Origin of the sequence: unidentified bacterial endosymbiont, assembly GCF_918797525.1 — a bacterium.
In the GTDB taxonomy this organism is placed as follows: Bacteria; Pseudomonadota; Gammaproteobacteria; order Enterobacterales; family Enterobacteriaceae; genus Enterobacter.
In genome coordinates, this window is the sequence record NZ_OU963893.1 from 252,662 (window position 1) to 277,481 (window position 24,820).

The 24,820-nt window shown below is 54.4% G+C and carries 16 protein-coding genes and 1 pseudogene; 7 read left to right on the forward strand and 10 right to left on the reverse strand.

Annotated elements, in window-relative coordinates:
• Window positions 1–28 precede the first annotated feature (28 nt).
• On the reverse strand, window positions 29–1,936 hold the full coding sequence (locus NL510_RS01225; protein ID WP_253380945.1) for a PTS mannitol transporter subunit IICBA: 1,908 nt from the start codon (window positions 1,934–1,936) through the stop codon (window positions 29–31).
• Between the two features lie 482 nt (window positions 1,937–2,418).
• Between NL510_RS01225 and NL510_RS01230 the strand changes: the two genes are divergently transcribed.
• The 3 genes and pseudogenes from NL510_RS01230 (at window position 2,419) to selB (ending at window position 6,351) form a co-directional block, all read left to right on the forward strand.
• The gene (locus NL510_RS01230) at window positions 2,419–3,027 is read left to right on the forward strand and encodes a glutathione S-transferase (protein ID WP_253380947.1); all 609 of its coding nucleotides are present in this window, start codon (window positions 2,419–2,421) and stop codon (window positions 3,025–3,027) included.
• Window positions 3,028–3,131: 104 nt separating this feature from the next.
• Window positions 3,132–4,516 (forward strand): annotated as a pseudogene (selA, locus tag NL510_RS01235) (L-seryl-tRNA(Sec) selenium transferase).
• Entirely contained in the window at window positions 4,513–6,351 is a 1,839-nt protein-coding gene (gene selB / locus NL510_RS01240) for a selenocysteine-specific translation elongation factor (RefSeq protein ID WP_253380949.1), read from the forward strand. The pseudogene selA and the gene selB overlap by 4 nt, the downstream one beginning before the upstream one ends.
• 4 nt (window positions 6,352–6,355) lie before the next feature.
• Here the strand turns inward: selB and NL510_RS01245 are convergent, their stop codons facing one another.
• From NL510_RS01245 to NL510_RS01255, 3 genes are all read right to left on the reverse strand, one after another.
• Complete coding sequence (locus tag NL510_RS01245; protein ID WP_253380951.1) at window positions 6,356–7,240, reverse strand: ROK family protein; 885 nt, start codon at window positions 7,238–7,240, stop codon at window positions 6,356–6,358.
• 220 nt (window positions 7,241–7,460) lie between these two features.
• A complete protein-coding gene (locus NL510_RS01250; RefSeq protein ID WP_253380953.1) occupies window positions 7,461–9,410 on the reverse strand; it encodes a glycoside hydrolase family 127 protein in 1,950 nt (649 codons plus the stop codon).
• Window positions 9,411–9,420: 10 nt separating this feature from the next.
• Entirely contained in the window at window positions 9,421–10,821 is a 1,401-nt protein-coding gene (locus NL510_RS01255; RefSeq protein WP_253380955.1) for an MFS transporter, read from the reverse strand.
• A gap of 224 nt (window positions 10,822–11,045) precedes the next feature.
• Here NL510_RS01255 and NL510_RS01260 point away from each other — a divergent pair, with 224 nt between their 5' ends.
• Window positions 11,046–11,855, forward strand: coding sequence for an AraC family transcriptional regulator (locus tag NL510_RS01260; RefSeq protein WP_253380957.1), 810 nt, complete (start codon window positions 11,046–11,048; stop codon window positions 11,853–11,855).
• A gap of 32 nt (window positions 11,856–11,887) precedes the next feature.
• On the opposite strand, the gene avtA is transcribed toward NL510_RS01260, so the two are convergent.
• Together avtA and NL510_RS01270 are read right to left on the reverse strand one after the other, a co-directional pair.
• On the reverse strand, window positions 11,888–13,144 hold the full coding sequence (avtA, locus tag NL510_RS01265; protein WP_253380959.1) for a valine--pyruvate transaminase: 1,257 nt from the start codon (window positions 13,142–13,144) through the stop codon (window positions 11,888–11,890).
• A gap of 184 nt (window positions 13,145–13,328) precedes the next feature.
• The gene (locus tag NL510_RS01270) at window positions 13,329–15,359 is read right to left on the reverse strand and encodes an alpha-amylase (protein WP_253380961.1); all 2,031 of its coding nucleotides are present in this window, start codon (window positions 15,357–15,359) and stop codon (window positions 13,329–13,331) included.
• A 315-nt stretch (window positions 15,360–15,674) separates the two neighbouring features.
• On the opposite strand from NL510_RS01270, the gene NL510_RS01275 reads away from it, so the two are divergent.
• Window positions 15,675–16,499, forward strand: a complete 825-nt coding sequence (locus tag NL510_RS01275) for a protein bax (RefSeq protein WP_253380963.1) — start codon at window positions 15,675–15,677, stop codon at window positions 16,497–16,499.
• A 38-nt stretch (window positions 16,500–16,537) separates the two neighbouring features.
• Here the strand turns inward: NL510_RS01275 and xylR are convergent, their stop codons facing one another.
• The 4 genes from xylR to xylF form a co-directional block, all read right to left on the reverse strand.
• On the reverse strand, window positions 16,538–17,716 hold the full coding sequence (xylR, locus tag NL510_RS01280; RefSeq protein ID WP_253380965.1) for a D-xylose utilization transcriptional activator XylR: 1,179 nt from the start codon (window positions 17,714–17,716) through the stop codon (window positions 16,538–16,540).
• Window positions 17,717–17,750: 34 nt separating this feature from the next.
• A complete protein-coding gene (xylH, locus tag NL510_RS01285; protein ID WP_253380967.1) occupies window positions 17,751–18,932 on the reverse strand; it encodes a xylose ABC transporter permease XylH in 1,182 nt (393 codons plus the stop codon).
• A complete protein-coding gene (locus tag NL510_RS01290) occupies window positions 18,910–20,451 on the reverse strand; it encodes a xylose ABC transporter ATP-binding protein (protein ID WP_253380969.1) in 1,542 nt (513 codons plus the stop codon). Before NL510_RS01290 ends, xylH begins: the two co-directional genes overlap by 23 nt.
• 71 nt (window positions 20,452–20,522) lie before the next feature.
• The gene (gene xylF, locus NL510_RS01295) at window positions 20,523–21,515 is read right to left on the reverse strand and encodes a D-xylose ABC transporter substrate-binding protein (RefSeq protein WP_253380971.1); all 993 of its coding nucleotides are present in this window, start codon (window positions 21,513–21,515) and stop codon (window positions 20,523–20,525) included.
• Window positions 21,516–21,886: 371 nt separating this feature from the next.
• On the opposite strand from xylF, the gene xylA reads away from it, so the two are divergent.
• A complete protein-coding gene (xylA, locus tag NL510_RS01300; protein ID WP_253380973.1) occupies window positions 21,887–23,209 on the forward strand; it encodes a xylose isomerase in 1,323 nt (440 codons plus the stop codon).
• 70 nt (window positions 23,210–23,279) lie between these two features.
• Complete coding sequence (gene xylB / locus NL510_RS01305; RefSeq protein WP_253380975.1) at window positions 23,280–24,734, forward strand: xylulokinase; 1,455 nt, start codon at window positions 23,280–23,282, stop codon at window positions 24,732–24,734.
• The last annotated feature ends 86 nt before the right edge of the window (window positions 24,735–24,820 follow it).

Sequence of the window (24,820 nt, forward strand, 5' to 3'; positions counted from 1 at the left end):
TCTCCCCAGAGGGGAGAGGGTAGAGAAGTTACTTGTTCAGCAGCGCCAGAACTTCTTCCACGCTGGTGGTGCTGGCCAGACGCTCAATGACCGTTTCATCGTCCAGGGCGTTGGTCAGGCTGGTAATGACCTGGATGTGCTCATTGTTACGCGCGGCGATACCAATCACCAGACGGGCAATGTCATCATCTTCTTCACCGAAGCGCACGCCATCAGGGTACTGACAGAACACAACGCCGGTTTTCAGCACCCGGTCTTTTGCCTCAACCGTACCGTGAGGAACCGCGATGCCTTCACCCAGATAGGTCGGGGTCAGTTTTTCACGTTCCAGCATCGCATCTACATATTCAGGCTGAACGTAACCGCCTTTCACCAGTTGTTCACCGGCAAAGCGAATCGCTTCTTCTTTATGAGTCGCAGTACGGCCGAGGAAGATGTTCTCCGCGCCCAGTTTAAACAGGTGGCTGTCATTCGCATCGAAGCTGTCTTTCAGGCTGTCGCGGACTCTGACCTGGTTCTCTTCGTGGCGTTGTGCTGCAACCAGACGCTCGGTCAGGCTGGAGTACAAACCGCTGTCGAGGAAGTTAGTCAGCGAAATATGCTGCGCCTGCGGTACCTGGCGCATGGCGCGCTCGGTCAGATCGCGGTGGGTGATAACCAGGTCAACATCCGGTGGCAGGCTGTTGATCGCGCAGTTGGTCACAGAGATGTTGCTCAGGCCCGCATCCTGCACTTTCTTACGCAGCACGCCCGCACCCATTGCGCTGGAACCCATACCGGCGTCACAGGCAACGATGATTTTCCGCACATGGCTCAGGTCGTTTGAAACCTCGCCAGCGGCCAGCGGCGTAGCGCCTTTGGATTCCGCTTTCATATCGTGCATACGACGAGTTGCCGCTTCGATATCATCTTCTTCTTTCACTTTGCTGGTTTTCAGCAGAATGGCCGATACCACGAAGGAGACCGCCATTGCCGCACAGATAGCTGCAATGTTAGCGAAGTAAGCGCCTTTCGGGGTCATTGCCAGCACCGCCAGGATAGAGCCCGGAGATGCAGGAGAAACCAGGCCGCCGCCCAGCACGCTCAGGGTGAATACGCCAGTCATACCGCCGAGGATAACGGCCAGGATCAGACGTGGGTTCATCAGCACGTACGGGAAGTAAATTTCGTGAATACCACCGAGGAAGTGGATAATAGCCGCGCCGCCAGCAGACTGCTTCGCGCTGCCGCGACCAAAGAACATGTATGCCAGCAGCACGCCCATACCCGGACCCGGGTTGGCTTCAATCAGGAAGAAGATAGACTTGCCGATATCATGAGACTGCTGAATACCCAGCGGTGAGAAAATACCGTGGTTAATGGCGTTGTTGAGGAACAGGATTTTAGCCGGTTCAACAAAGATAGACGCCAGCGGCAGCATGTCGTGCGCAACCATAAAGTTAACGCCGGCTGCCAGCAGTTTGGACAGTATCTCAACGGCAGGACCAATGCCGAGGAACGCCAGAATCGCGAGGATCATCCCGATGATGCCCGCAGAGAAGTTGTTCACCAGCATTTCGAAGCCGGATTTGATCTTGCCATCAACCCAGACGTCGAATTTCTTAATTGCCCAGCCGCCCAGAGGACCGGCAATCATGGCACCGAGGAACATCGGCATATCCGCACCGACGATAACTCCCATGGTGGTGATAGCACCCACCACGCCACCGCGGTCACCGCCCACCAGACGACCACCGGTATAACCGATGAGCAGAGGCAGCAGATAGGTAATCATCGGGCCGACCAGTTTCGCCAGCGTTTCGTTTGGCAACCACCCTGTCGGAATGAACAATGCAGTGATGATACCCCACGCGATAAACGCGCCGATATTTGGCATCACCATATTGCTGAGAAATCGACCAAAGCTTTGAACTTTGATCTTGAAATCGGATGACATAAAACACCCCTTCTTATGTTTACGCTTAGGCTTGCGGCCCGAGGTTTATCGTTAGTGTGCGGCGGCAGGGTAGCCGGGCCCTGTTCTGATGCTGTGAAATCTGGCACTGAATCGTTCAACTGTCCAGACAGCGAAAATTTATGTGATCTCAGTCACGTAAATGTAGGGGGTGTAGGGATTAATGCAGTGATCCGTATCACATAATGGGTGGGTAAAAAAAAGCCAATGTGCAGAAATAGAGCAAAACCCGCGTATTTTTGTGATGCTTATCACTTTTTGTGGCCGCGGGTTTGTTTATTAATTGTGATGAAATTCACAAAATATTTTTATGCAGATTTCTCCGGATGTGATCGACACCAAACTTTGCTTTGTCGTTTACCGCACGGATATCCGGGAAACGCGCAGGAATACGACGACCCTACCTGCCCTTTTTTCAGCGCTTGATCCATACTGAGCTCTTTATGGGCATTCCGGAGCAGGCAATGCAACTCATCGGCAGTTATACCAGTCCCTTCGTGCGTAAAATCTCGATTCTCCTGCTGGAGAAGGGGATTGAATTTGAATTCGTGAACGAGCAGCCCTACAACGCTGAAAATGGCGTGGCGCAGTACAATCCGTTAGGAAAGGTCCCGGCGCTGGTGACGGACGAAGGCGAATACTGGTTCGATTCGCCGATTATTGCGCAATACATTGAACTGCTGGACGTGGCGCCGGCCATGTTACCGGCCGATCCGCAAGCGGCACTGGCGGTGAAGCAAACAGAGGCGCTTGCCGATGGCATTATGGATGCGGCGTTAACCTCCGTGCGCGAGCAGGCAAGACCGGCTGGGCAGCAGTCGGAAACGGAACTGGTACGCCAGCGCGATAAAATCAGCCGTAGTCTGGACTTGTGCGAGCAGCTTATGCGTGAAGGCAAAATTCAACCCGATAGCCTGAACCTGGGGACGATTGCCATCGCCTGCGCCATTGGCTACCTCAACTTTCGTCGTGTGACACCGGGCTGGTGCGTTGAGCGTCCGCTGCTGGTGAAACTCGCCGGGACGCTGTTCCAGCGTGAAAGCTTCGCCCGTACTGAACCGCCAAAGGCTTGATGCGGGTTATAACAAGTTTGTGGCTGGAGGCGGTACAATCCCTCCACATGTTAACTCCCTCTCCCGTCGGGAGGGGGGAAGATATCTACTCGCCAGGCGCTTTCATGACTACTCATCACTCCCTGTACAGCCAAATCCCTGCTACTGACCGTCTCCTGCGAGAGCCTCAGGTTCTCACCACGCTGGAGCGGTTCGGCCATACTGCGACAGTCAATATGCTCCGTTTGCTTCAGGACGAAGCCCGGGCCTCTATTCAGGCACAAAATGCATTGCCCGGCTGGTGCGCTGCATGGGGGCTGGAGGTTGAAAAAAGGCTGGCTGAGAAAGCGCAAAGCGCCTTACGCCCGGTCATTAACCTGACGGGGACAGTGTTGCACACCAATCTGGGACGTGCGCAGCAGGCGGAAGAGGCGGTCACGGCGGTCGCGCAGGCCATGCGTTCGCCGGTAACGCTGGAGTACGATCTGGACGGGGCGGGGCGCGGGCACCGCGATCGGGCGCTGGCTGATATTCTGTGTCAGCTTACGGGTGCAGAAGACGCCTGTATCGTCAACAACAATGCGGCGGCGGTACTGTTGATGCTGGCGGCTACTGCCAGCGGCAAAGAGGTTGTCGTCTCACGCGGCGAGCTGTGGAGATTGGCGGCGCGTTCCGTATTCCGGACGTGATGCGCCAGGCTGGCTGCACGCTGCATGAAGTGGGCACCACTAACCGTACCCATGCGAAAGATTATCGTGGCGCGGTGAATGAAAATACTGCGCTGCTGATGAAGGTACACACCAGCAATTATCATATCGAAGGTTTTACTAAAAGCGTTGAAGAGGCGGAACTGGCGGCTATCGGCCAGCAGCTGAATGTTCCGGTGATTGCCGACCTCGGTAGCGGTTCGCTGGTGGAGTTGACTCAGTACGGTCTGCCGAAAGAGCCAATGGTGCAGGAGATGATTGCGGCCGGCGTCAGTCTGGTCAGTTTTTCCGGCGACAAACTGTTGGGTGGGCCACAGGCGGGGATTATCGTCGGTAAGCGCGATCTGATTGCCAGGTTACAGCAGCATCCGCTCAAACGCGCCCTGCGTGCAGATAAAATGACCCTCGCGGCGCTGGACGCGACGCTGCGTCTGTATCTTCATCCGGAAAAACTGGCCGAGCGTTTGCCCACGCTGCGCCTGTTAAGTCGCGATGCCGCCTCAATTCGCGCCCAGGGTGAATTAGTGTTAGCGAAAGTCGCCCCAGGCTATCCCGATTTTGATGTAAGTATTGAACCTTGCCTGTCGCAAATTGGCAGCGGCTCGCTGCCGGTCGACAGGCTGGCGAGCGAAGCGCTTACGTTCACCCCGCGCGACGGGCACGGTAGCCAGCTTGACGCACTGTCGGCGCGCTGGCGCGCCTTGCCAACGCCGATTATCGGGCGTATATACGACGGCCGCATGTGGTTAGATCTACGCTGCCTTGAAGATGAAGAGCGGTTTCTGGAGATGTTGTTGAAATGATTATTGCCACCGCCGGTCACGTTGACCACGGAAAAACCACCCTATTGCAGGCGATTACCGGCGTAAATGCTGACCGTCTGCCGGAAGAGAAAAAGCGCGGCATGACCATCGATCTCGGTTATGCCTACTGGCCGCAGCCAGAGGGGCGCGTGCTGGGTTTTATCGACGTACCGGGGCACGAAAAATTTCTTTCCAATATGCTGGCTGGCGTGGGTGGTATTGATCACGCCCTGCTGGTGGTGGCGTGCGATGACGGCGTGATGGCGCAAACCCGGGAGCATCTGGCGATCCTGCAACTGACGGGTAACCCGCAGCTGACCGTGGCGCTGACCAAAGCCGATCGCGTGGATGAGGCGCGCGTAAATGAGGTACGTCATGAGGTGCAGGCCACAGTGCGTGAATTCGGTTTTGCCGATGCACCGTTGTTTGTCACCGTGGCGACAGAGGGCCGTGGCATTGATGCCCTGCGCGTGCATTTGCAGCAACTCCCGTCGCGTGAACACGCCAGCCATCACCGCTTTCGTCTGGCGCTCGACCGGGCGTTTACCGTGAAAGGGGCGGGTCTGGTCGTTACCGGTACCGCGCTGAGCGGTGACGTTAAGGTGGGCGATACGCTATGGCTGACCGGTGTCAATAAACCGATGCGTGTGCGTGGTTTACATGCGCAAAACCAGCCCGTCGGGGATGCCCATGCCGGGCAACGCATTGCGCTGAATATTGCGGGTGATGCTGAAAAAGAGCGGCTTAACCGCGGCGACTGGCTGTTAGCCGATGCGCCGCCTGAGCCTGCAGAGCGGGCGATCGTCTCTTTGCAGACCCACGTCTCGCTCACGCAGTGGCAGCCGCTGCATATCCACCACGCGGCCAGCCATATCACCGGGCGCGTATCGCTGCTGGAAAATAATCTCGCTGAGCTGGTTTTCGACGCTCCGCTCTGGCTTGCGGATAATGACCGCCTGGTGTTGCGCGATATCTCGGCACGGGAAACGTTGGCTGGCGCACGCGTGGTGACGCTCAATCCGCCGCGTCGTGGCAAGCGGAAGCCTGAGTATCTCCAGTGGCTGGCTACGTTGGCGCAGGCCACGGATGATAACGCCGCGCTGCTAGCACATCTCGAACGGGGCGCCATCGATCTGGCCGATTTCGCATGGGCACGTCAGCTCAGTGGAGAAGGCTTGCGTCAACTGACCCAGGCGCCTGGTTTTATTCAGGCAGGTCACAGCCTGTTGAACGCGCCGGTTGCGGCACGCTGGCAGCGTAAAATCCTGAGCACGCTCGGTACCTACCATGAACAGCATCAGGATGAGCCTGGCCCGGGGCGTGAACGTCTGCGGCGTATGGCCTTGCCGATGGAAGACGACGCGCTGGTGCTGCTGTTGATTGAAAACATGCGTGAAAGCGGCGTGATTAAAAGTCACCACGGCTGGCTGCATCTGCCCGATCATAAAGCTGGCTTTAGCGCAGAGCAGGACGCGGTGTGGCAGAAAGTGGCGCAACTGTTTGCCGATGAACCCTGGTGGGTGCGCGATCTCGCGCGTGAAGCGAACACCGATGAGCAGATGATGCGTCAGGTATTGCGCCATGCGGCGCAGCAGGGGTTGATAGTCGCGATCGTTAAAGATCGTTATTACCGTAACGATCGAATTGTGGCGTTTGCTAACCTCATCCGCGAAATGGATCGGGAGAAAGGCTCTACCTGTGCGGCTGACTTCCGCGATCGTCTGAACGTCGGGCGTAAGCTTGCTATCCAGATTCTGGAATATTTTAACCGTATCGGATTTACGCGTCGTCGGGGCAACGACCATACGCTTCGCGACGCGCAGTTATTCCCGTAAGGCGCTAAGCCCGGCGTGCAAACTTCTGCTTAGCCAGCCAGACCGCGCCCAGCCTTCCCGCCTGATTACCCAGCTCGCAGGGAAGGATGGGGACCTTGAGCGCCTCCCACTCTTCGAAGCGCTGGAGATATTTATCGAGCAGGAGATAGATTTTTTCCTGCTCGCTGATACCGCCGCCAATCAGTACCGCCTGCGGGTCAAACATGGAGATTACGCTGTAGACCCCGCGTGAAAGAAAATGTGCCCACTCCTCAATGGCTTCACGCAGATGTACATCGCTTTCCATCCGTTTGAAGAGTTCTTCACCGTGGGGCATCTCGTCTTCGGTAAGCCGCAGCGCGCGGCTACAGGCTTTCATCAGCCCGCTGGTCGATGCCACTTCGTGCATACATTCGCCGTTATTGCCGACGGGAAGCACGCCAAACTCACCCGCCCGATAATGCGAGCCGCGATACAGATCGCCTTCCATCACGATCCCACCGCCGATACCGGTTCCGATAGTGATGCAGACGAAATTTTCATAATCTGTACCCGCACCCCGCCAACGCTCTCCTAATGCCGCGCAGTTTGCGTCGTTTTCAGCGGTGACGGGAAGATCGGTTAGCTCGCCAAAAAGCGCACACAAGTTTACGCCATCAAGAAACGTAAGTGCGCCCGCTTTTGCGGCTTCGCCAGTATGGTGGTTAATGTGGCCGGGGAAACTCACGCCGATACCCACGATGTCATGATCTTTGCCGTAGTCTTCCACCACCGCTTTCCATTTCTGTTTAAACGTCTCTTTATCGTCTGGAGTATCGTACTCATCGGACGTCAGTTCGTTACCGTTTTCGTCAATCACACCGTGTTTGATGTGAGTTCCACCCACGTCAAAGCCAATAAATAGCCGCATCGCATCGTTCCTCATGAGCCCTTTAACTGTTAAGTATGGCTCAGCGGTAGAAACGAAACGTAAAGTACGGTAATCGGTGATAGACCGCGTAAATACGCCCTTAGGGTTATTTCGGCGGGTGGCGGGCAAGACGCTCTTTTTATAAAAAATAAATAACAAGCCCGGCGTTACCGAGCTTAATTGATTCTTCATATGTGATGTAACGAAACAGAGTTCTCGGCTATGCTTCATCAACCCAAATACGCATTTCTCCCTCGCCCCGGTTGGCCCAGCTAAACCATGGAATAAAGGTTAACCTTTGGGGCTGACGCTGCACCGGCGAGCGATCGTATTGCCAGAGCGCTTCTGAACCTGTGGCCTGACAACCGATGCCTTCCGCCTGAATCAGCATCTTATGCGCGAATATGCCTTTACCCTCAAAGACGCTGAATACACTCTCTTTAGGCAGGGAGAGATTATGCAGGTTTGCACCGTTGTCGGCCTCCTCGAGGCAGTAAACCAGTGGGCCGCGCTGGAGGGCGACTTTTCCAGCCTGCTGGCGTACCTGTGGATGGCCATACACGCGGCGCACCGGCATGGGTAGCGTCAGCGTGAGTGTGTCACCCTCCTGCCAGCTACGGGTAAGGTAGAGATAGCCACGCGATACCTCGCCTGTAACCCCAACACCATTCAGCGAAACTTCAGGCTTCTCGCACCAGTCCGGTAGCCGCAGGGCCAGCGTGTGGGCCACCGCAACAGGAGAGGTGACCTCAATGTTTACCTGTTCATGCCACGGATAATTGCCGCTTATCCGCAGCTGTAGCTCCCGACCGCCAACCGGTATGGCGACGTCATTCCCCACGTACAGGTTGATAAACAGCGCATCCGGACGAACGGTATAAATATAATGGCCTAATGACGTCAGCACGCGGGCGATATTTGGTGGACAGCAGGCGCAGCCGAACCAGCGCTGGCGAACCGGCTTTACGTGATCGTAGAGATGGTTAAAGGCCAGGGTTTTCGGGTGCGCCTCCAGCGGATTCACATAGAAAAAGTGCTTACCGTCCAACGCCATACCGGCCAATACCGTATTGTATAAGGCCCGTTCCATGACGTCGGCGTACTGGCTGTCCGCTTCCATCTCAAGCATCCTGCGGGCAAACATCATCAGACCGATCGAGGCACAGCTTTCGGCATACACCGTATCGTTGGGCAGGTCGTAATCGCTGCTGAAGGCTTCGCCACTGCTCTGTGCGCCGATTCCGCCGGTAATATACAGCTGGCGTTGCGCCATATTTTTCCAAAGACGTAAACAGTCCTGCCGCTTGCCTTCGTCGTTGCTCAGGCGTGCCAGGTGCGCCATGCCCGCCATCAGGTAAACAAAACGCACCGCGTGGCCGATGGCGGCCTGCTGTTCTACAAGCGGTTGATGCGCCTGGCTATAGGCTTTGTCTTTGACCATCCATGCCGGACCGTAGGTGTGCCAGTGTGATGTCTTGCCGCGTTTTTCATATTCGATATCGTAGAAGTGAGGCTGTGCGCCGCGCTCCTCAATGAAGTATTTCGCCAGCTTCAGGTAACGTGGTTGACGGGTGATGTCATAGAGCCGCATCAGCGCCAGCTCGATTTCCGGATGGCCGGGGTAACCGTGCAGTTGGTGCTCGCCGGGACCAAACACGCTGTCGACATGGTCCGCCAGCTTGCATACCACCTCCAGCAGGCGGCGTTTGCCCGATCCCTGAAAATAGGCCACGCCTGCTTCAATCATATGCCCGGCGCAGTAAAGCTCGTGGCATTCGGCCAGATTAGTCCAGCGTTCGACCGGCGCTTTAACGGTGAAATAGGTGTTGAGGTAGCCATCTTCACACTGCGCCGCCGCGACCAGTTCGATAACCTCATCAGCCGTTCTTTCCCGTTCCGCGTCGGGTTTCTGGCACAGCGACCATGCTACCGCTTCCAGCCATTTCGCCACGTCGCTGTCCTGAAACACCATGCCGTAGAACTCACCTGTTTCCAGCCCTGCCGCGATACGAAAGTTAGCGATCGCGTGGCTGGGTTCGGCTTCCGTGACGCGGTCGTTGAGCGCATCCCATTGATAGGGAATGACCACATCACGCACCAGCCGTTGATACTGGCCAAGAAACGGATCGTTAATCTTCAGTTTGTGCAGGTCGGCTTCCATTATGGACATCTCATTTTCCTCAGGAGGGTACATGACGCTGGCGCAGATCAATGGAGATGCGCGACATCATCGGATTGTTAAGTCTGCACCAGCGAACAGAGAGGGCCAGTAGCAGATGGAAAAGGGCAGGGAGTAGGGTCTCCATCGTAGTGATGCCTTGCAGCGAGGCAGGCGTCTGATTACTCACGCCCGGCTGGTAGGCCACGATGATAAATACCAGGCTTACGATCCCGGCGCTGGAGGCCCACGCGAGCTTGATGAAAAACAGGTTGAAAGCGAAGTTCATGCCCGAAGAACGCACGCCTGTTTTCCACTCGCCGTAATCATCGGCAAAAGCCATTAGCGAGAAGTGCAGCGGCAGGGTAAAACCAAGGATCACGCCGTTACTTAAAATCACTATCAGCCAGAGCGTCTGGTCATCCGGGCCGGTTGGCAGGAACCACATCCCCACAGCCAGCGCGGCGAGCGCCAGGTTGGTGGCGTAATAAAGTTTGACGGTATCAATCCGGCGCGTCAGCGGATTAACAATCACCGCGCCCAGAATCGCGGCAAAGGTCACCATGGTGAAAAAAAGCGAGGTGTAAGCGGTACTGCCCTGCAGCACGTAGGTGATGAAATACATGTACCCGCTGCCGCGAAGGTTGAAAACGTTGATCAGCAGAAATGACATCACCAGCATCAGCAGCAGTTGGTCGTTTTTACACAGACTAGCCAGATGTTCACGTAACGTGTATTTGCCCATCCGCGCCAGCGGTACGCGTTCGCGAACCCAGAAGAAGCAGCACAGGAACATCACCACGGCGATGGCGCACAGTATGCCAACCCCAAGCTGATAACCCCGCGCGGCATTACCCTGACCGAGCGCCGCGACCAGCCACGGCAGGCCAACCGAGACTAAAAAACCTGACACACCGCAAAGCACAAAGCGCCAGGACTGACAGGAAATCACTTCATTTTGGCGCGTCGTCAAGGTGTTGATAAGCGCACAGTAAGGCACGTTGATGGCGGTATAGCCCACCGACAGCAGCAGATACGTCCCGAATGCCCAGGCAATTTTTATGCCCATACTGGCTTCAGGAACGGTGAAGGTCAGTATGCCGATAACCCCAATCGGGAACGCAACCCATAGCTGCCAGGGACGAAAACGCCCCCAGCGGCTTTGTGTGCGGTCAGCTATGACGCCCATCACCGGGTCGGAAACGGCGTTAAATACGCGCAGGGCAATAAACAGCGTGCCCACCAACGCAGGGGTCAGGCCAAAAACATCGGTGTAGAAAAAGGTCAGAAAATTCATGATAAGACAGGTTATGACCGTACCGCCCGCATCGCCAAGGCCGTAGCCAATTTTCTCACGGACGGACAAACGCTCGCCCGGTATCCGCTGTGCAACGTCAGATTCTGTTATCGGTGTAGAAGTCATGAGGTAACTCCTCGGTAATCGATTTTTATCGTATTTATGCAAGGTACCTTATTTATTCTGCACTGAACCCGGGGACCAACAAGGGAAGGGAAAAGTATAAAAAGGTGACGATTCCGACTTGATGGTAAATTTGTGATGTCGATTGGGCAGGTAAATGAATATTTATTAATAATCAACGGGTAAATTACATAAATAGGGTGATTAACGCGGAATAATGTCTATCTATGCTCGAATTATCCGTAGCGCTTCCGATTAACGTACAAAATGGCGGCTTATTTATCTCCCGGGGTGTTGGCCGTCATCCTGCGCGTAAACTGAGGTCGTGGGAGATTATTTTTGTCGAAAAAGGGTTATTAACGATCCAGGAAGAAAAGAATGTCTTTGAAGTGAAAGCAGGAGAAAGTTTGTTGCTCTGGCCGGACCGTCGACATGTGGGTATTGAAGACTTTGCGCCCGACCTGCGCTTTTACTGGCTCCATTTTGAGATTGAGCTTCATCGCACACAGCAGGCCAATCTGGCAATAGAGCAACATTGCTGCGTGAAAGATGCACAATATGTTATAACGCTTTTTCGCCAGTTCCTGAGCGAGCAGGAAAAATTACAGCGAAACGTGGCGCTGGAAATAATTTTACTGCTCATATTACAGCAACTATCCCTTTCAACGGAATATGACGATAAGACGGACGAAGCCGGGGCGGCAATGGCCTGGAAGGCAAAACAGCTTATTCACACCCAGTTTCATTTACCGTTGTCCACGTCGCAACTGGCAAAAGAGTTGCACTGTAATGCCGATTATCTCGGTCGTGTGTTTCGCCGGACATTTCATTTAACCCTGACGGAAGCGATCCATCGTCAACGCGTCAGGGCGGCAGAAAAATTATTATTGAACGACTCCGCATCATTAAGCGAAGTGGCACGCCGCTGTGGATTTAATGACGTAGGCTATTTTCGGCAGATATTTTCGAAGCATACCGGGCTTACACCCGCCGTGTGGAAACGGCGGTACTGTAAAGAGCACATCAATTCTGGTTGATCACTGTCCAGGCCCGATTTGTGGTGAAAACCTTACTGACCGTCTTCTCGCCAGGCGCTTTCAATCTCCTCGGCAAGAATTTTCACCCCCGCTTCGATTTTTTCCGGATCCGGGACGTAGTTCATGCGCATGCACTGATGCGTATGTGGCCAGGGTTTATCCAGCCCTGGGAAGAAGTAATCGCCCGGCACCATCAGCACGCCGCGTTTTTTCAGCCGCTGGTAGAGAAGCTCTGTTGTAATCGGCAGATCCTTAAACCACAGCCACAGGAAAATAGCCCCTTCCGGTTTGTGGATCAGGCAGCGTTCTTCCGGTAAATAGCGGCGAAGTAGCGCGATCGTTTGCTGAACACGTTGATAATAGAACGGTTTAATGACCTCGTTTGACAGACGTAGCAGATCGTTGCGTTTAATCATTTCGCACATCATCGCCGGGCCGATACCGCCTGGAGAAAGGCTAATAATGCCGTTCATGTTGGTCACGGCAGTGATGATTTTTTCATTAGCGATGATGATGCCGCAGCGGCTGCCGGGCAGCCCCAGCTTGGAGAGGCTCATGCACAGAACGATGTTCGGATTCCACAGCGGACGGGCTTCGCTGAAAATTATCCCCGGGAACGGTACGCCGTAGGCGTTATCGATCACCAGTGGAATGCCGTGCTGGTTAGCCAACGCGTCCAGTTTCATCAATTCGTCGTCGGTGATGACATTGCCCGTTGGATTGGTTGGACGCGATACGCAGATCATGCCCGTCTCCTCACCAATGTGCAGATGTTCAAAATCGACGTGATATTTGAACTGGCCTTCCGGCAGCAATTCAATATTAGGACGCGCAGAGACAAACAGATCGTCTTCGAGCCCGGAATCGGCATAACCGATGTACTCCGGTGCCAGCGGGAACAGGACTTTTTTAGTGGTGCCGTCGGCACGTCGTCCTGCGAAAAGGTTGAACAAGTAGAAAAACGCGCTCTGACTGCCGTTTGTCAGTGCAATATTCTGTGGTTCGATATCCCAACCCAGCTCTTCGCGTAGCAAATCAGCGAGGAGCCTAAGCAACTCGGTTTTACCCTGCGGACCGTCGTAATTGCAGAGTGCGTCGGTCGCTTTGCCGCTTTCCAGCATCTGCGCAAGCAAAGTCTGGAAATAGGTGTTCATCTCCGGGATTTGAGCCGGATTTCCACCGCCGAGCATGATTGCGCCCGGTGTGCGCAGCCCGTCGTTGAGGTCCTCCATCAGGCGGGTAATGCCTGAATGGCGGGTAAATTTGTCGCCGAAAAGTGAAAACGTCATAGCAGGTGTTCTGTCGTGCTTATTATGAAAGGGGGTAACCATAACGCGAGCATCGTGCTGGTGCAAATCGAGACAGGCGGGAGGCTTTGTCGTTTTGTGTTGTGGGTTTTGGTTTATGCAGTGTAAAGCTCCGGCAGGCCTCACGCTAGCCCTCTCCCCAAAGGGCGAGGGGGGGTATACATGTCTACCGATCTCCTGCCCACACGACCATCACTTTATCGCCATTATGCTCACGCACAAAGCCGTACCCTTCCTTCAGGGACAGCGTGGTTTGCCTGCCTTCGCCAATCGCCGGATGGCGAGCGCGATACTGTCCCAGACGCTGCCAGTGGGCGACGGTTAAAGCCTGTTTGCCCGCTACGTCCTGCCAGTTCATCTCCGAGCGGGTTCCCTGTAACGGGTCCGAGCCCGTTGGGCCGAACGGGCGCTCAGATTCATCTCCGTAGAAGATTTGTACGCTGCCCGGTGCCAGTAACAGCAATTCAGCGGCACGTTGGCCCCCTTCGCGGAACAGGCGTGTATCGTGCGATGAGAGATAGCTGAGGACGTTAAAGCTTTGCAGTTTATCCGCCATTTGCTGCCAGGTCATATCGATATCGGCCAGGCAATCTACCGCTTTAGCCGCCTGCTCCTGATAGTCGAAGTTGATCATCGCATCGAATCCGTGGCGGTAGTAATCGCTTTGCATAACGCCGTGGCCCCAGGATTCCCCGGTCATCCAGAATGGCGCATCGTCGCGCTTTTTATCCGGATTCTCGGCTTTCCACGCAGCCAGCGCCTGGTTTGCCTGGTCTTTTAACTGCTGCCATGCTTCAGGCTCGACGTGTTTAGCCGTATCGACGCGAAAACCATCGATGCCGTATTCCCGCACCCACCGGCTTAGCCAATGGGTCAGGTAATCGCGTGGGGTGTAGCCGGGGAGAGCTTTCGCTTCTGTATCGGGTTTATGTTGATAAAAATGAGGTAAGCCGGAAAGCGTTGTGGAATCTGTTTTCAGATCCGGTAAAAAGGCCAGCGACAGGGTCAGGTCGTCAAAGCCTGGGTTGTCGTAGTCGCCGATGTCGGTACGGATCCACTTTTTACCCCACCATTTTTCCCATGCCGCTTTGTCGCTAAAGTTGATGTAATCGTTAAAACTGTGCCAGCTTTGCCCTGCGTCCGGCTTCCAGTCCGTCCAGCGTTCACCCAGCGTTTTTTTCAGCTCATCACCCCGCAGGTACAAGGCACCAAACTGGTACTCCTGCATGTCGGCAAGCGTTGCATAACCCACGTGGTTCATGACGATATCAAAGAGAATACGGATGCCGCGCCTGTGGGCTTCGTCGACCAGATGCCGTAAATCATCTTCGGTGCCCATATTGGCATCAAGCCTGGTCCAGTCCTGGGTGTAGTAGCCGTGATAGGCGTAGTGGGGGAAATCCCCCTTTGTACCGCCGCCAACCCAGCCGTGGATCTGCTCCAGTGGGGAGCTTATCCAGAGTGCGTTAACCCCCAGTTGCTGTAGATAATCAAGCTTACTGGCAAGTCCTTTCAGATCGCCTCCGTGGAAGGTGCCAATTTCCTGGATGCCATCTTTATGCCGTCCATAGCTGTTGTCGTTGGCGGGGTTACCATTAACAAAGCGATCAGTGAGGACAAAATAGACGGTGGCATTCTGCCAGCTAAACGGGGCGAGTTTGTCAGTCCCGGCACGTTCAAGCAGCAGCAGACCGTTGCTGTTGGCGGCAGGCTGTAGGGTGATTGTTCCATTCGTAACCGTCGCGGTCTGCTGACTGTAGAAATCGCGCACCACGGAGCCTTCCGGGAAGGTATGGCTGACGTCCATCGTGAGCGGTTTGCCGTCCCACTTCGGACACTGGCGGGTAACGTTTGCGACAGGTTTATCGGCTACGCTGTGGATCGTCAGCATCAGTGTCGGCGTACCGGAGCGGGTATCAATACGCATCTGGTACTCACCATCGCGGAAAAGACGCCATTGCGGCGGGGCGCCCTTACAGGGTTTCAGCGAAAGCATTTCATTGAGTTTTATCGCCTCTGTTGGTTGCCAGCACGCGTTGTCAAAACTTAGCGTTAGAGGACGCGTACCCTTCGAAAGCTGGGCCTGACTGGTAAAGATCCCGCTTCCTTCAGCACTAAAAACGCTAAACCCCGGTGATGACCAGCCTGCGTGTGCCAGTGCGGGTAACATCAGATAAGCGAATGCAGTGCGTTTCATCCCATTTTCCTGTCGCGGCATTTTTAACCAGTTTGCCATTACGGCATAAGGAAAAACTCATCCTCTGGGGCTTTCTACCAGGAGGATGCGAAGGGATGAGTGATCCCGCGCAAAATTAGGCTGTTATCTGCGATATCGCGCACGTTTTTTTTATGAAATCACGCTTCATTGAGCATCTTTCGGATGACATGGTTTCGGAATTGGACTATTTCTGGACGTGCTCTTGAGGTCTATTTTTGCTATGATTTGAGATTCCGCTCTCAATATTGTGAAAAAATAAGGTGTTGGAATGTTTATATCCGACCAGGAGACTTAATGATATCGACTCCCATTCGACGATATGGGGCTGCGATACTCATGTTACTCACCCTGGCATTTTCGGGTGAGGTGCTTGCAAAGACGCACACGGACACAACGAGTAAAAAAGCCCACGTCATAAAGACGACAAGTAGTAAGGTTAGCAGTAAACAAGAGTATTCTCGCAATAGTGCAAAGAGTCGTTCACTTCCTGATTTGCGAAAATACCCTTCCGGGACGCCAAGAAAAAAAGCGTTTCTCCGGACGGTAATGCCTTACATAACGAGTCAAAATTCCGCGATTACGGCGGATCGCAACTGGCTGATTTCAAAACAGTACGATAGCCGCTGGTCGCCGTCTGAGCGCACGCGCCTGAAAGCAATCTCCAAACGCTATAAAGTTAGCTGGAACGGAAACACGCGTCGTGTGCCGTGGAACACACTGTTAGAGCGTGTAGATATCATTCCAGGCAGTATGGTCGCGACGATGGCCGCAGCCGAAAGTGGCTGGGGGACCTCGAAGCTGGCGCGCAATAACAATAACCTGTTCGGCATGAAATGTGCGAAAGGTCGCTGCAGTAACGCGCCTGGCAAAGTGAAAGGCTACTCACAGTTTGAATCTGTTAAAGATTCCGTGAATGCCTATGTGGTGAATCTGAATACCCACCCGGCCTATGCGTCGTTCCGTAAGTCTCGCGCTCAGTTGCGTAAAGCGGATCAGGAAGTGACGGCGAGCGCGATGATCCACAAGCTTAAAGGCTATTCCACACAAGGGCAGCGCTATAACAACTATCTGTTTGCGATGTACCAGGATAACCAACGCTTAATTGCAGCACATATGTAATTCCTGAGAACGCCTTCCGCTGGAAGGCGTTTTGCTTTCTATATCAATACCTCACTGTGGCGTTCCCGATACTCTTTTGGTGTGGTGTCGTACTCTTTCCTGAACACCGAGTAAAAATACTGCAGCGAGGGATAACCACACATCTGCGAGATTTCGTTGATCGACAGCGAGGTGGATATCAGCAAGCTGCGCGCTTTCTCCAGCTTTTCTGCATGTATCACGGCATGAATGGTTTCGCCCACTTCCTCTTTAAAACGTTTTTCCAGGTTCGAACGGGAGATGCCGACAGAATCCAGCACCTGATCGACTTTTATCCCTTTACAGGCGTGGTTGCGAATGTAGTGCATGGCCTGAATAACCGCAGGATCGCTTAAAGAGCGATAGTCCGTCGAGCGGCGTTCTACCACCCGAACGGGGGGAACCAGCAAGCGCTGAAGCTGAAGGGATTCGTTATCCAGCAGGCGGTGCAGCAGCTTTGCGGCCTGGTAGCCCATCTGACGTGTCCCCTGAGCCACCGAAGAGAGCGCCACGCGAGAAAGATAACGGGTAAGCTCTTCGTTATCAATGCCAATCACGCACAGCTTTTCAGGCACCGGAATATGCAAATGTTCGCAAACCTGCAGCACGTGGCGGGCGCGAGCATCCGTTACCGCAATAATCCCGGTTTGGGGCGGCAGCGTTTGCAGCCAATCGGCCAGACGATTCTGAGCGTGTTGCCAGTTTTCAGGGGCAGTTTCCAGCCCCTGATAGACCACCCCGCGATACTTCTCCTGCGCTACCAACTGACAAAACGCGTACTCGCGCTCCATCGCCCAGCGCTTTCCGCTGGTGGTGGGTAAACCGTAGAAGGCGAAGCGGTGAACCCCCTTTTCCTTCAAATGCAAAAAGGCGGTTTCGACCAGAGCGTGGTTATCGGTAGCGATATAGTGGACCGGGGGATAATGTTCCGGCGCATGGTAAGAACCGCCGACGCCCACGATGGGAACGTCGACGTCTGTCAGCAATTGCTCAATAACAGGATCGTCATAATCAGCGATAACGCCATCGCCCAGCCAGTCTTTAATGTTCTCCAGCCGGGTGCGAAAATCTTCTTCAATGAAGATGTCCCATTCGGATTGCGACGCCTGCAAATATTCGCCAACCCCCTCCACCACCTGGCGGTCGTAGGCTTTGTTGGCATTGAATAACAACGTAATGCGGTGACGCTTTTCAAACATGGCTTACTTTCCCATTAAAGTCACGATACTGTTCTCAGGCGCGTCGTTTGGTGGCTGAGTCCATCCAGACTGCCAGCAGAAGAATGGCCCCCTTGACGATATACTGCCAAAATGTCGGAACGTCCATCATACTCATTCCGTTATCCAGCGAAGCCATAATAAATGCGCCCATCACGGCTCCGGCTACGCTGCCGATACCGCCAGCGAGGCTGGTACCGCCAATAACGCAGGCGGCAATCGCATCCAGCTCGGCGATATTACCGGCGGACGGAGAACCGGCCCCCAGACGCGAGCTGAGGATCAACCCGGCAATGGCGACCATCAGGCCGTTAATGGCAAAGACGGCGAGTTTGGTACGCTCCACGTTGATACCCGACAGGCGTGCTGCCTCAAGGTTGCCACCGATGGCATAAATTCTGCGACCAAATGCAGTGCGCGTAGCCATAAACATCCCCCCCAGCAATAACAGCGCCAGCAGCAGGACGGGCGTCGGCACGCCGCGATAATCGTTAAGAAGCCAGATGGCCCCCAGCACAATTACCGCGGTGAGCGCCTGTCGCCCCACCGTAGATGTTGATGCAGGCGAGGCCAGCCCGAGCGCCTGACGGCGCAAACGTCCACGCCACTGCCAGCCGATAAATGCCATCAGACCTATCACGCCAATCGTAAAGCCCACGCCATCAGCGAGGTAGCTTTGGCCAATCTGCGACATGGCCGCACTGGTGGTGGAAACGGTGGTACCGTTAGTGATGCCAATGAGTATCCCGCGGAAGGCTAGCATCCCGGCCAGCGTGACGATGAACGAGGGCACTTTACGGTAGGCTACCCACCAGCCATTCCAGGCTCCACAAACCAGACCCAGCACCAGGGTTACGGCAATAGTCAGCGGCAGCGGCCAGCCGAGCCAGACGTCAAATATCGCCGCCACGCCGCCGAGCAGACCCATCATCGAGCCTACCGACAGGTCGATTTCCGCAGAGATAATCACGAACACCATCCCCACTGCTAAAATGCCGGTAATGGCGGTCTGGCGCAGCAGGTTAGAGATGTTTCGCGCGCTCAGATATGAGCCATCGGTCATCCAGGTAAAGAACAGCATGATGACGACAATGGCCGCGATCATCACAAAAATCTGCAGGTTAAGCGCTTTTAGCCCCGCGAACGCGCCGGGCGCTGGAACAGCGGCTTTGATATCAGACGGATTGATTTTCGACATGACGTTCGCTCCTTAAAGCGGCTTCCATCACCTGCTCCTGCGTCAGGTTCTGGTTTTTCAGGTTGGCTTTTAATTTTCCTTCATGCATGACCAGCACACGGTCGCTCAGGCCCAGCACTTCAGGTAGTTCAGATGAAATGACGATGACGGAAATCCCTTGCTGCACGAGCTGGTTAATCAGCTTGTAGATTTCATACTTCGCGCCGATATCAATTCCGCGGGTCGGTTCATCGAGGATTAAGATGCGTGGGTTAAGGAGCAGGCAGCGAGCCAGAATCGCCTTTTGCTGGTTGCCACCGCTAAGACGTCCTATGGCCAACTCAGGAGAGGATGTTTTGACCTTGAGCCTGGCAATCGACTGAAGAATGCACTGCTGCTCGGCGGCATCATCCAGGCTCGTTAGCGCCCCGGAGAACTGATTAAGCGCCGCCAGGGTAATATTTTTACCCACGGCCATCACCGGCACGATGCCGTCTTTTTTGCGATCTTCCGGGACCATGGCAATTCCACGGGCAATCGCCTGCTGGCAGGTATTGATTTTCACTGACTGGCCGTCGATATAAACGCTGCCCTCCCAGCGGCCTGGCCATACGCCAAAAAGGCACTGCACGGCTTCGGTGCGCCCGGCGCCGACTAAGCCCGCAATCCCCAGGATCTCTCCCCGGTGGAGTGAGAAGGAGATATTATTAACGCGCTTAATGTGACGGTTTATAGGGTGCCAGGCGGTCATGTTTTCCACGCGTAGTACCTCTTCACCAATGGTGTGAGGTTCATTCGGGTAGAGTGCCGTAAGCTCGCGTCCCACCATCATGGTGATGATGTCATCTTCACTCATGCCCTCTGCGTCACGGGTGCCGATATGTTGTCCGTCGCGGATGATGCAGATCGTGTCCGAAATGGCTTTGACCTCATTGAGTTTGTGCGAGATGTAAATGCAGGCGATACCGTGGTTTTGCAGGTCGCGAATAATATTAAGCAGGACGGCTGTTTCTTGTTCGGTGAGCGAAGCCGTCGGCTCATCAAGGATCAACAGCCTCACCTGTTTGTTTAGCGCCTTGGCAATCTCCACCAGCTGTTGTTGACCCAGGCCTAACTCTCCCACGCGGGTATCAGGTGAAATCGCAAGGCTAACCTGAGCCAGCAGTTTTTCGCAGCGCAGCGTCATGGTGTCGTAATCCAGCACGCCATGGCGCGAAATCTCGGCCCCGAGGAAGATATTTTCCAGCACAGTGAGATGCTTCACCAGCGCCAGCTCCTGGTGAATGATGGCGATGCCTTTGCGTTCAGTATCGCGAATGTGGGTGGCCTGGATGACCTCACCTGCAAAGACGATCTCGCCGTCGTAGCTGCCGTACGGATAGATCCCGCACAACACTTTCATCAACGTTGACTTGCCTGAGCCATTTTCCCCGCACAGTGAAACCACTTCGCCAGGGTTTAACCGCAGGCTCACGTTATCGACCGCTTTCACGGCGCCAAAGGCTTTGGTGATACTTTTCATTTCAAGTAAATAAGACATAGCTGCTCCACGTGACCCAGGTAAGAACAGGACAAGTCAGTGCGCCCCCACAGGGCAGGGGCAGCGCTGGTTTACAGATCGCTTTTCTTGTGGAAGCCGTCTTTCACCACGGTGGCATCAATGTTCTCTTTATTGACTTCAAGAGGCGTTAGCAGACGAGATGGAACATCTTTGAGCCCATTGTTCAGGGAGGCGTCTGCTTTGGGCTGCTGGCCATTACCCAGCTCGACGGCAATGTCCGCGGCCGTATTAGCAAGCTCGGTAATGGGTTTGTAGACCGTCATGGTTTGTGTCCCCGCAATAATACGCTTTACCCCTGCGAGATCGGCATCCTGGCCCGAAATAGCCACTTTCCCCGCCAGGCCCTGGGCGCTTAACGCCTGAATGGCGCCGCCTGCGGTGGCATCGTTAGAGGCGACAACCGCGTCAATTTTGTTGTTGTTGGCGGTTAAGGCGTTTTCCATAATTTTTAGTGCATTTTCTGGCAGCCAGCCGTCAGCCCATTGATCGCCAACCACTTTAATCTTGCCGGCGTCAATATACGGCTTAAGGACTTTCATCTGTCCTTCGCGGAATAATTTGGCGTTGTTATCAACCGGTGAACCGCCCATCAGGAAATAATTTCCCTGAGGCACTTTGTTGATCAGACTTTTAGCCTGTAATTCACCGACTTTTTCATTATCGAACGAAATATAAAAATCAATATCCGCGTTATTAATCATACGATCATAGGCCAGAACTTTTATCCCTTCTTGTTTGGCTTCTTTCACCACGTTACTTAATACCTGACCGTTGTACGGGATAATGACCAGCACATCGACGCCGCGGTTGATCATATTCTCAATTTGCGACATTTGCGTCTCTTCGTTGCCATTCGCCGACTGAACAAACACGCTTGCACCCAGTGATTCCGCTTTTTTCACAAAGATATCGCGATCTTTTTGCCAGCGCTCCAGGCGTAAGTCGTCTATCGCCATGCCGATTTTGACCTCTTTAGCATGCCCGGCGAAGCTTGCAAGCAGAAGAGTAGTGCAGAGTGTAAGGGACAGGTTCTTTATCTTCATAATTATTTGGCCTTTTTGTAGGGGTAGGTGATGTCGAGATAAAAGAAACATTCACTGCTGAGACGCAGCAAATTTTTAACGTGGAAAGGCCTGCTGGCAATTACAGATTTTTATCTTCTCGTTATGATATTTCGTTTATTTCTGAATTTATGACCGCGATCGGATTTTAAAATACGTAACTTATTAATTACATGTGAATCTGGAATCTGTGCCGAAAAATAGTTCGTCTGCACAGTATTTTGCGAGCCAGCGCACAGTTGTGCATTCTCTCAATAGCAGTGTGAAATAACGTAATTGAGCAACCTCGAATGTGTATTCACTATTACTCTTGTTTCTATGACTCGCCGCATACCCTGATTATGGAGCTCAATATGCAAGCTTATTTCGACCAACTCGATCGTGTTCGTTACGAAGGCCCGAAAACGACCAATCCTTTAGCATTTCGTCACTACAACCCGGATGAGCTGGTGCTGGGTAAGCGCATGGAAGATCATTTGCGCTTTGCCGCCTGCTACTGGCATACCTTCTGCTGGAACGGAGCCGATATGTTCGGCGTGGGTGCCTTTGACCGTCCATGGCAGCAGCCGGGTGAGGCCATTGAGCGGGCGAAGCGCAAAGCGGATGTCGCCTTTGAATTCTTCCACAAGCTGAACGTACCGTACTACTGCTTCCATGATGTGGATGTCTCGCCGGAAGGTGCTTCCCTGAAAGAGTATTTGAACAACTTTGCGCAAATGGTGGATGTGCTGGCTGCAAAACAGCAGCAAAGCGGCGTTAAGCTGCTCTGGGGCACGGCTAACTGCTTCACCAACCCACGTTATGGCGCGGGTGCGGCAACAAATCCGGATCCAGAAGTGTTTAGCTGGGCGGCGACTCAGGTCGTCACCGCCATGAACGCAACGCACCAGCTCGGCGGTGAGAACTATGTACTGTGGGGCGGACGTGAAGGTTATGAAACGCTGCTGAACACCGACCTGCGTCAGGAGCGTGAGCAGATTGGCCGCTTTATGCAGATGGTTGTTGAGCATAAGCACAAAATTGGCTTCCGCGGCACGCTGCTGATTGAACCAAAACCTCAGGAGCCGACCAAGCACCAGTACGATTACGATGTGGCAACCGTGTACGGCTTCCTGAAGCAGTTTGGTCTGGAAAAAGAGATCAAAGTGAACATTGAGGCCAATCACGCGACGCTTGCCGGGCACTCATTCCATCACGAAATTGCATCGGCGATTGCGCTGGGCATCTTCGGTTCTGTGGATGCAAACCGCGGCGATCCGCAGCTTGGCTGGGATACTGACCAGTTCCCAATCAGCGTAGAGGAGAACGCGCTGGTGATGTACGAAATTATCAAAGCGGGCGGCTTCACGACGGGCGGCCTGAACTTCGATGCCAAAGTCCGTCGTCAAAGCACCGATAAATACGACCTGTTCTACGGCCACATTGGCGCGATGGACACCCTGGCGCTGGCGCTGAAGGTGGCGGCGCGTATGATTGAAGACGGAGCGCTGGATAAGCGCGTTGCCCGGCGTTATAGCGGCTGGAACAGTGAGCTGGGCCAGCAAATTCTGAAAGGGCAGTTATCACTTGCGGATATCGCGAAGTACGCTGAACACCATCAACTGGCTCCGCAACACCAGAGCGGGCATCAGGAACTGCTGGAAAACCTGGTCAATCACTATCTGTTCAATAACTAGCAGATAGTTGAGTACAACGCAGGCCCGGTCGCTGTGCGCCATCGGGCATTTTGGTTAAAGGAGTCACCGAATGTATATCGGGATCGATCTTGGCACATCGGGCGTGAAAGCCATCCTGCTCAGCGAGCAGGGCGACGTGTTAGCAACGCAGACAGAAAAACTACAGGTTTCACGTCCGCATCCGCTATGGTCGGAGCAGGACCCGGAGCAGTGGTGGCAGGCGACGGATCGTGCAATCACAGCGCTAGGCGAACAACACAGTCTGCGAAACGTTAACGCGCTGGGGATTGCCGGACAAATGCATGGCGCAACGTTGCTGGATAACCAGCATCGCGTATTGCGCCCTGCGATCCTCTGGAACGATGGCCGCTGCGCAGAAGAGTGTGCCATCCTTGAGGAGCGCCTACCTGCCTCCCGCGAGATCACCGGTAACCTGATGATGCCGGGTTTCACCGCGCCGAAATTGCTGTGGGTACAACGCCATGAGCCGGAGATTTTCCGCCAGGTGGCGAAGGTGCTCCTGCCAAAAGATTATTTGCGCTTTCGCATGACGGGTGATTTCGCCAGCGATATGTCAGATGCCGCAGGCACGATGTGGCTCGACGTGGCGAAGCGCGACTGGAGCGAGGCAATGCTTGATGCCTGCCACCTGACACGCGAGCATATGCCTGAACTTTTCGAAGGCAGTGAAATTACCGGAACGTTGCAGCCAGCCATTGCAAAGCGCTGGAATATGCCTGCCGTGCCGGTGGTTGCCGGAGGCGGCGATAACGCGGCCGGTGCGGTGGGCGTCGGGATGGTTGACGCCGGTCAGGCCATGCTCTCGCTGGGCACCTCTGGCGTCTATTTTGCCGTCAGCGACGGCTATCGCAGCAATCCTGAAAGCGCGGTACACAGTTTCTGCCATGCGCTCCCTGGGAAATGGCATCTGATGTCGGTCATGCTGAGTGCGGCGTCCTGCCTCGACTGGGCAGCGAAGCTCACCGGGATGGCTGATGTGACAGCACTGATTGCAGCCGCTCAGCACGCGGATGAAAACGCGGGTCCCGTCTGGTTCTTACCGTATCTTTCCGGCGAACGAACGCCGCACAACAATCCGGAAGCGAAAGGGGCGTTCTTTGGCCTAACGCATCAGCATGGCCCCGCCGAACTGGCGCGCGCGGTTCTGGAGGGGGTGGGGTACGCCCTGGCGGATGGGATGGACGTAGTCCACGACTGCGGTCTTAAACCCGCAAGCATTACGCTCATTGGCGGCGGAGCACGCAGCAGCTACTGGCGGCAGATGTTGGCCGATATCAGCGGTTTACAGCTGGACTATCGCACGGGTGGTGATGTTGGGCCAGCCCTCGGCGCAGCGCGACTGGCGCAGATAGCCGTGAACCCAAACACGCCGCTTTCACACCTGTTGCCGCAGCTTGCCCTGGAACAGGCACATTTGCCTGATGCCACTCGGCATACGAATTACGCAGAAAGACGCGGCGTGTTCCGCAAAATCTACCAGCAGCTACTGCCGTTAATGTCATAAAATCGATTGTCCGGAAGCGGCACGAGGATGTCCTTTTTTGGTCTGTTCGTGCGCTCAAGTCCTCGCCAGGATAAGATCATACCCAC

Coding starts and splice junctions, on each gene's coding strand:
- NL510_RS01225 (WP_253380945.1), bottom strand. CDS start 1,936: ATGTCATCCGATTTCAAGATCAAAGTTCAAAGCTTTGGTCGATTTCTC.
- NL510_RS01230 (WP_253380947.1), top strand. CDS start 2,419: ATGCAACTCATCGGCAGTTATACCAGTCCCTTCGTGCGTAAAATCTCG.
- selB (WP_253380949.1), top strand. CDS start 4,513: ATGATTATTGCCACCGCCGGTCACGTTGACCACGGAAAAACCACCCTA.
- NL510_RS01245 (WP_253380951.1), bottom strand. CDS start 7,240: ATGCGGCTATTTATTGGCTTTGACGTGGGTGGAACTCACATCAAACAC.
- NL510_RS01250 (WP_253380953.1), bottom strand. CDS start 9,410: ATGTCCATAATGGAAGCCGACCTGCACAAACTGAAGATTAACGATCCG.
- NL510_RS01255 (WP_253380955.1), bottom strand. CDS start 10,821: ATGACTTCTACACCGATAACAGAATCTGACGTTGCACAGCGGATACCG.
- NL510_RS01260 (WP_253380957.1), top strand. CDS start 11,046: ATGCTCGAATTATCCGTAGCGCTTCCGATTAACGTACAAAATGGCGGC.
- avtA (WP_253380959.1), bottom strand. CDS start 13,144: ATGACGTTTTCACTTTTCGGCGACAAATTTACCCGCCATTCAGGCATT.
- NL510_RS01270 (WP_253380961.1), bottom strand. CDS start 15,359: ATGAAACGCACTGCATTCGCTTATCTGATGTTACCCGCACTGGCACAC.
- NL510_RS01275 (WP_253380963.1), top strand. CDS start 15,675: ATGATATCGACTCCCATTCGACGATATGGGGCTGCGATACTCATGTTA.
- xylR (WP_253380965.1), bottom strand. CDS start 17,716: ATGTTTGAAAAGCGTCACCGCATTACGTTGTTATTCAATGCCAACAAA.
- xylH (WP_253380967.1), bottom strand. CDS start 18,932: ATGTCGAAAATCAATCCGTCTGATATCAAAGCCGCTGTTCCAGCGCCC.
- NL510_RS01290 (WP_253380969.1), bottom strand. CDS start 20,451: ATGTCTTATTTACTTGAAATGAAAAGTATCACCAAAGCCTTTGGCGCC.
- xylF (WP_253380971.1), bottom strand. CDS start 21,515: ATGAAGATAAAGAACCTGTCCCTTACACTCTGCACTACTCTTCTGCTT.
- xylA (WP_253380973.1), top strand. CDS start 21,887: ATGCAAGCTTATTTCGACCAACTCGATCGTGTTCGTTACGAAGGCCCG.
- xylB (WP_253380975.1), top strand. CDS start 23,280: ATGTATATCGGGATCGATCTTGGCACATCGGGCGTGAAAGCCATCCTG.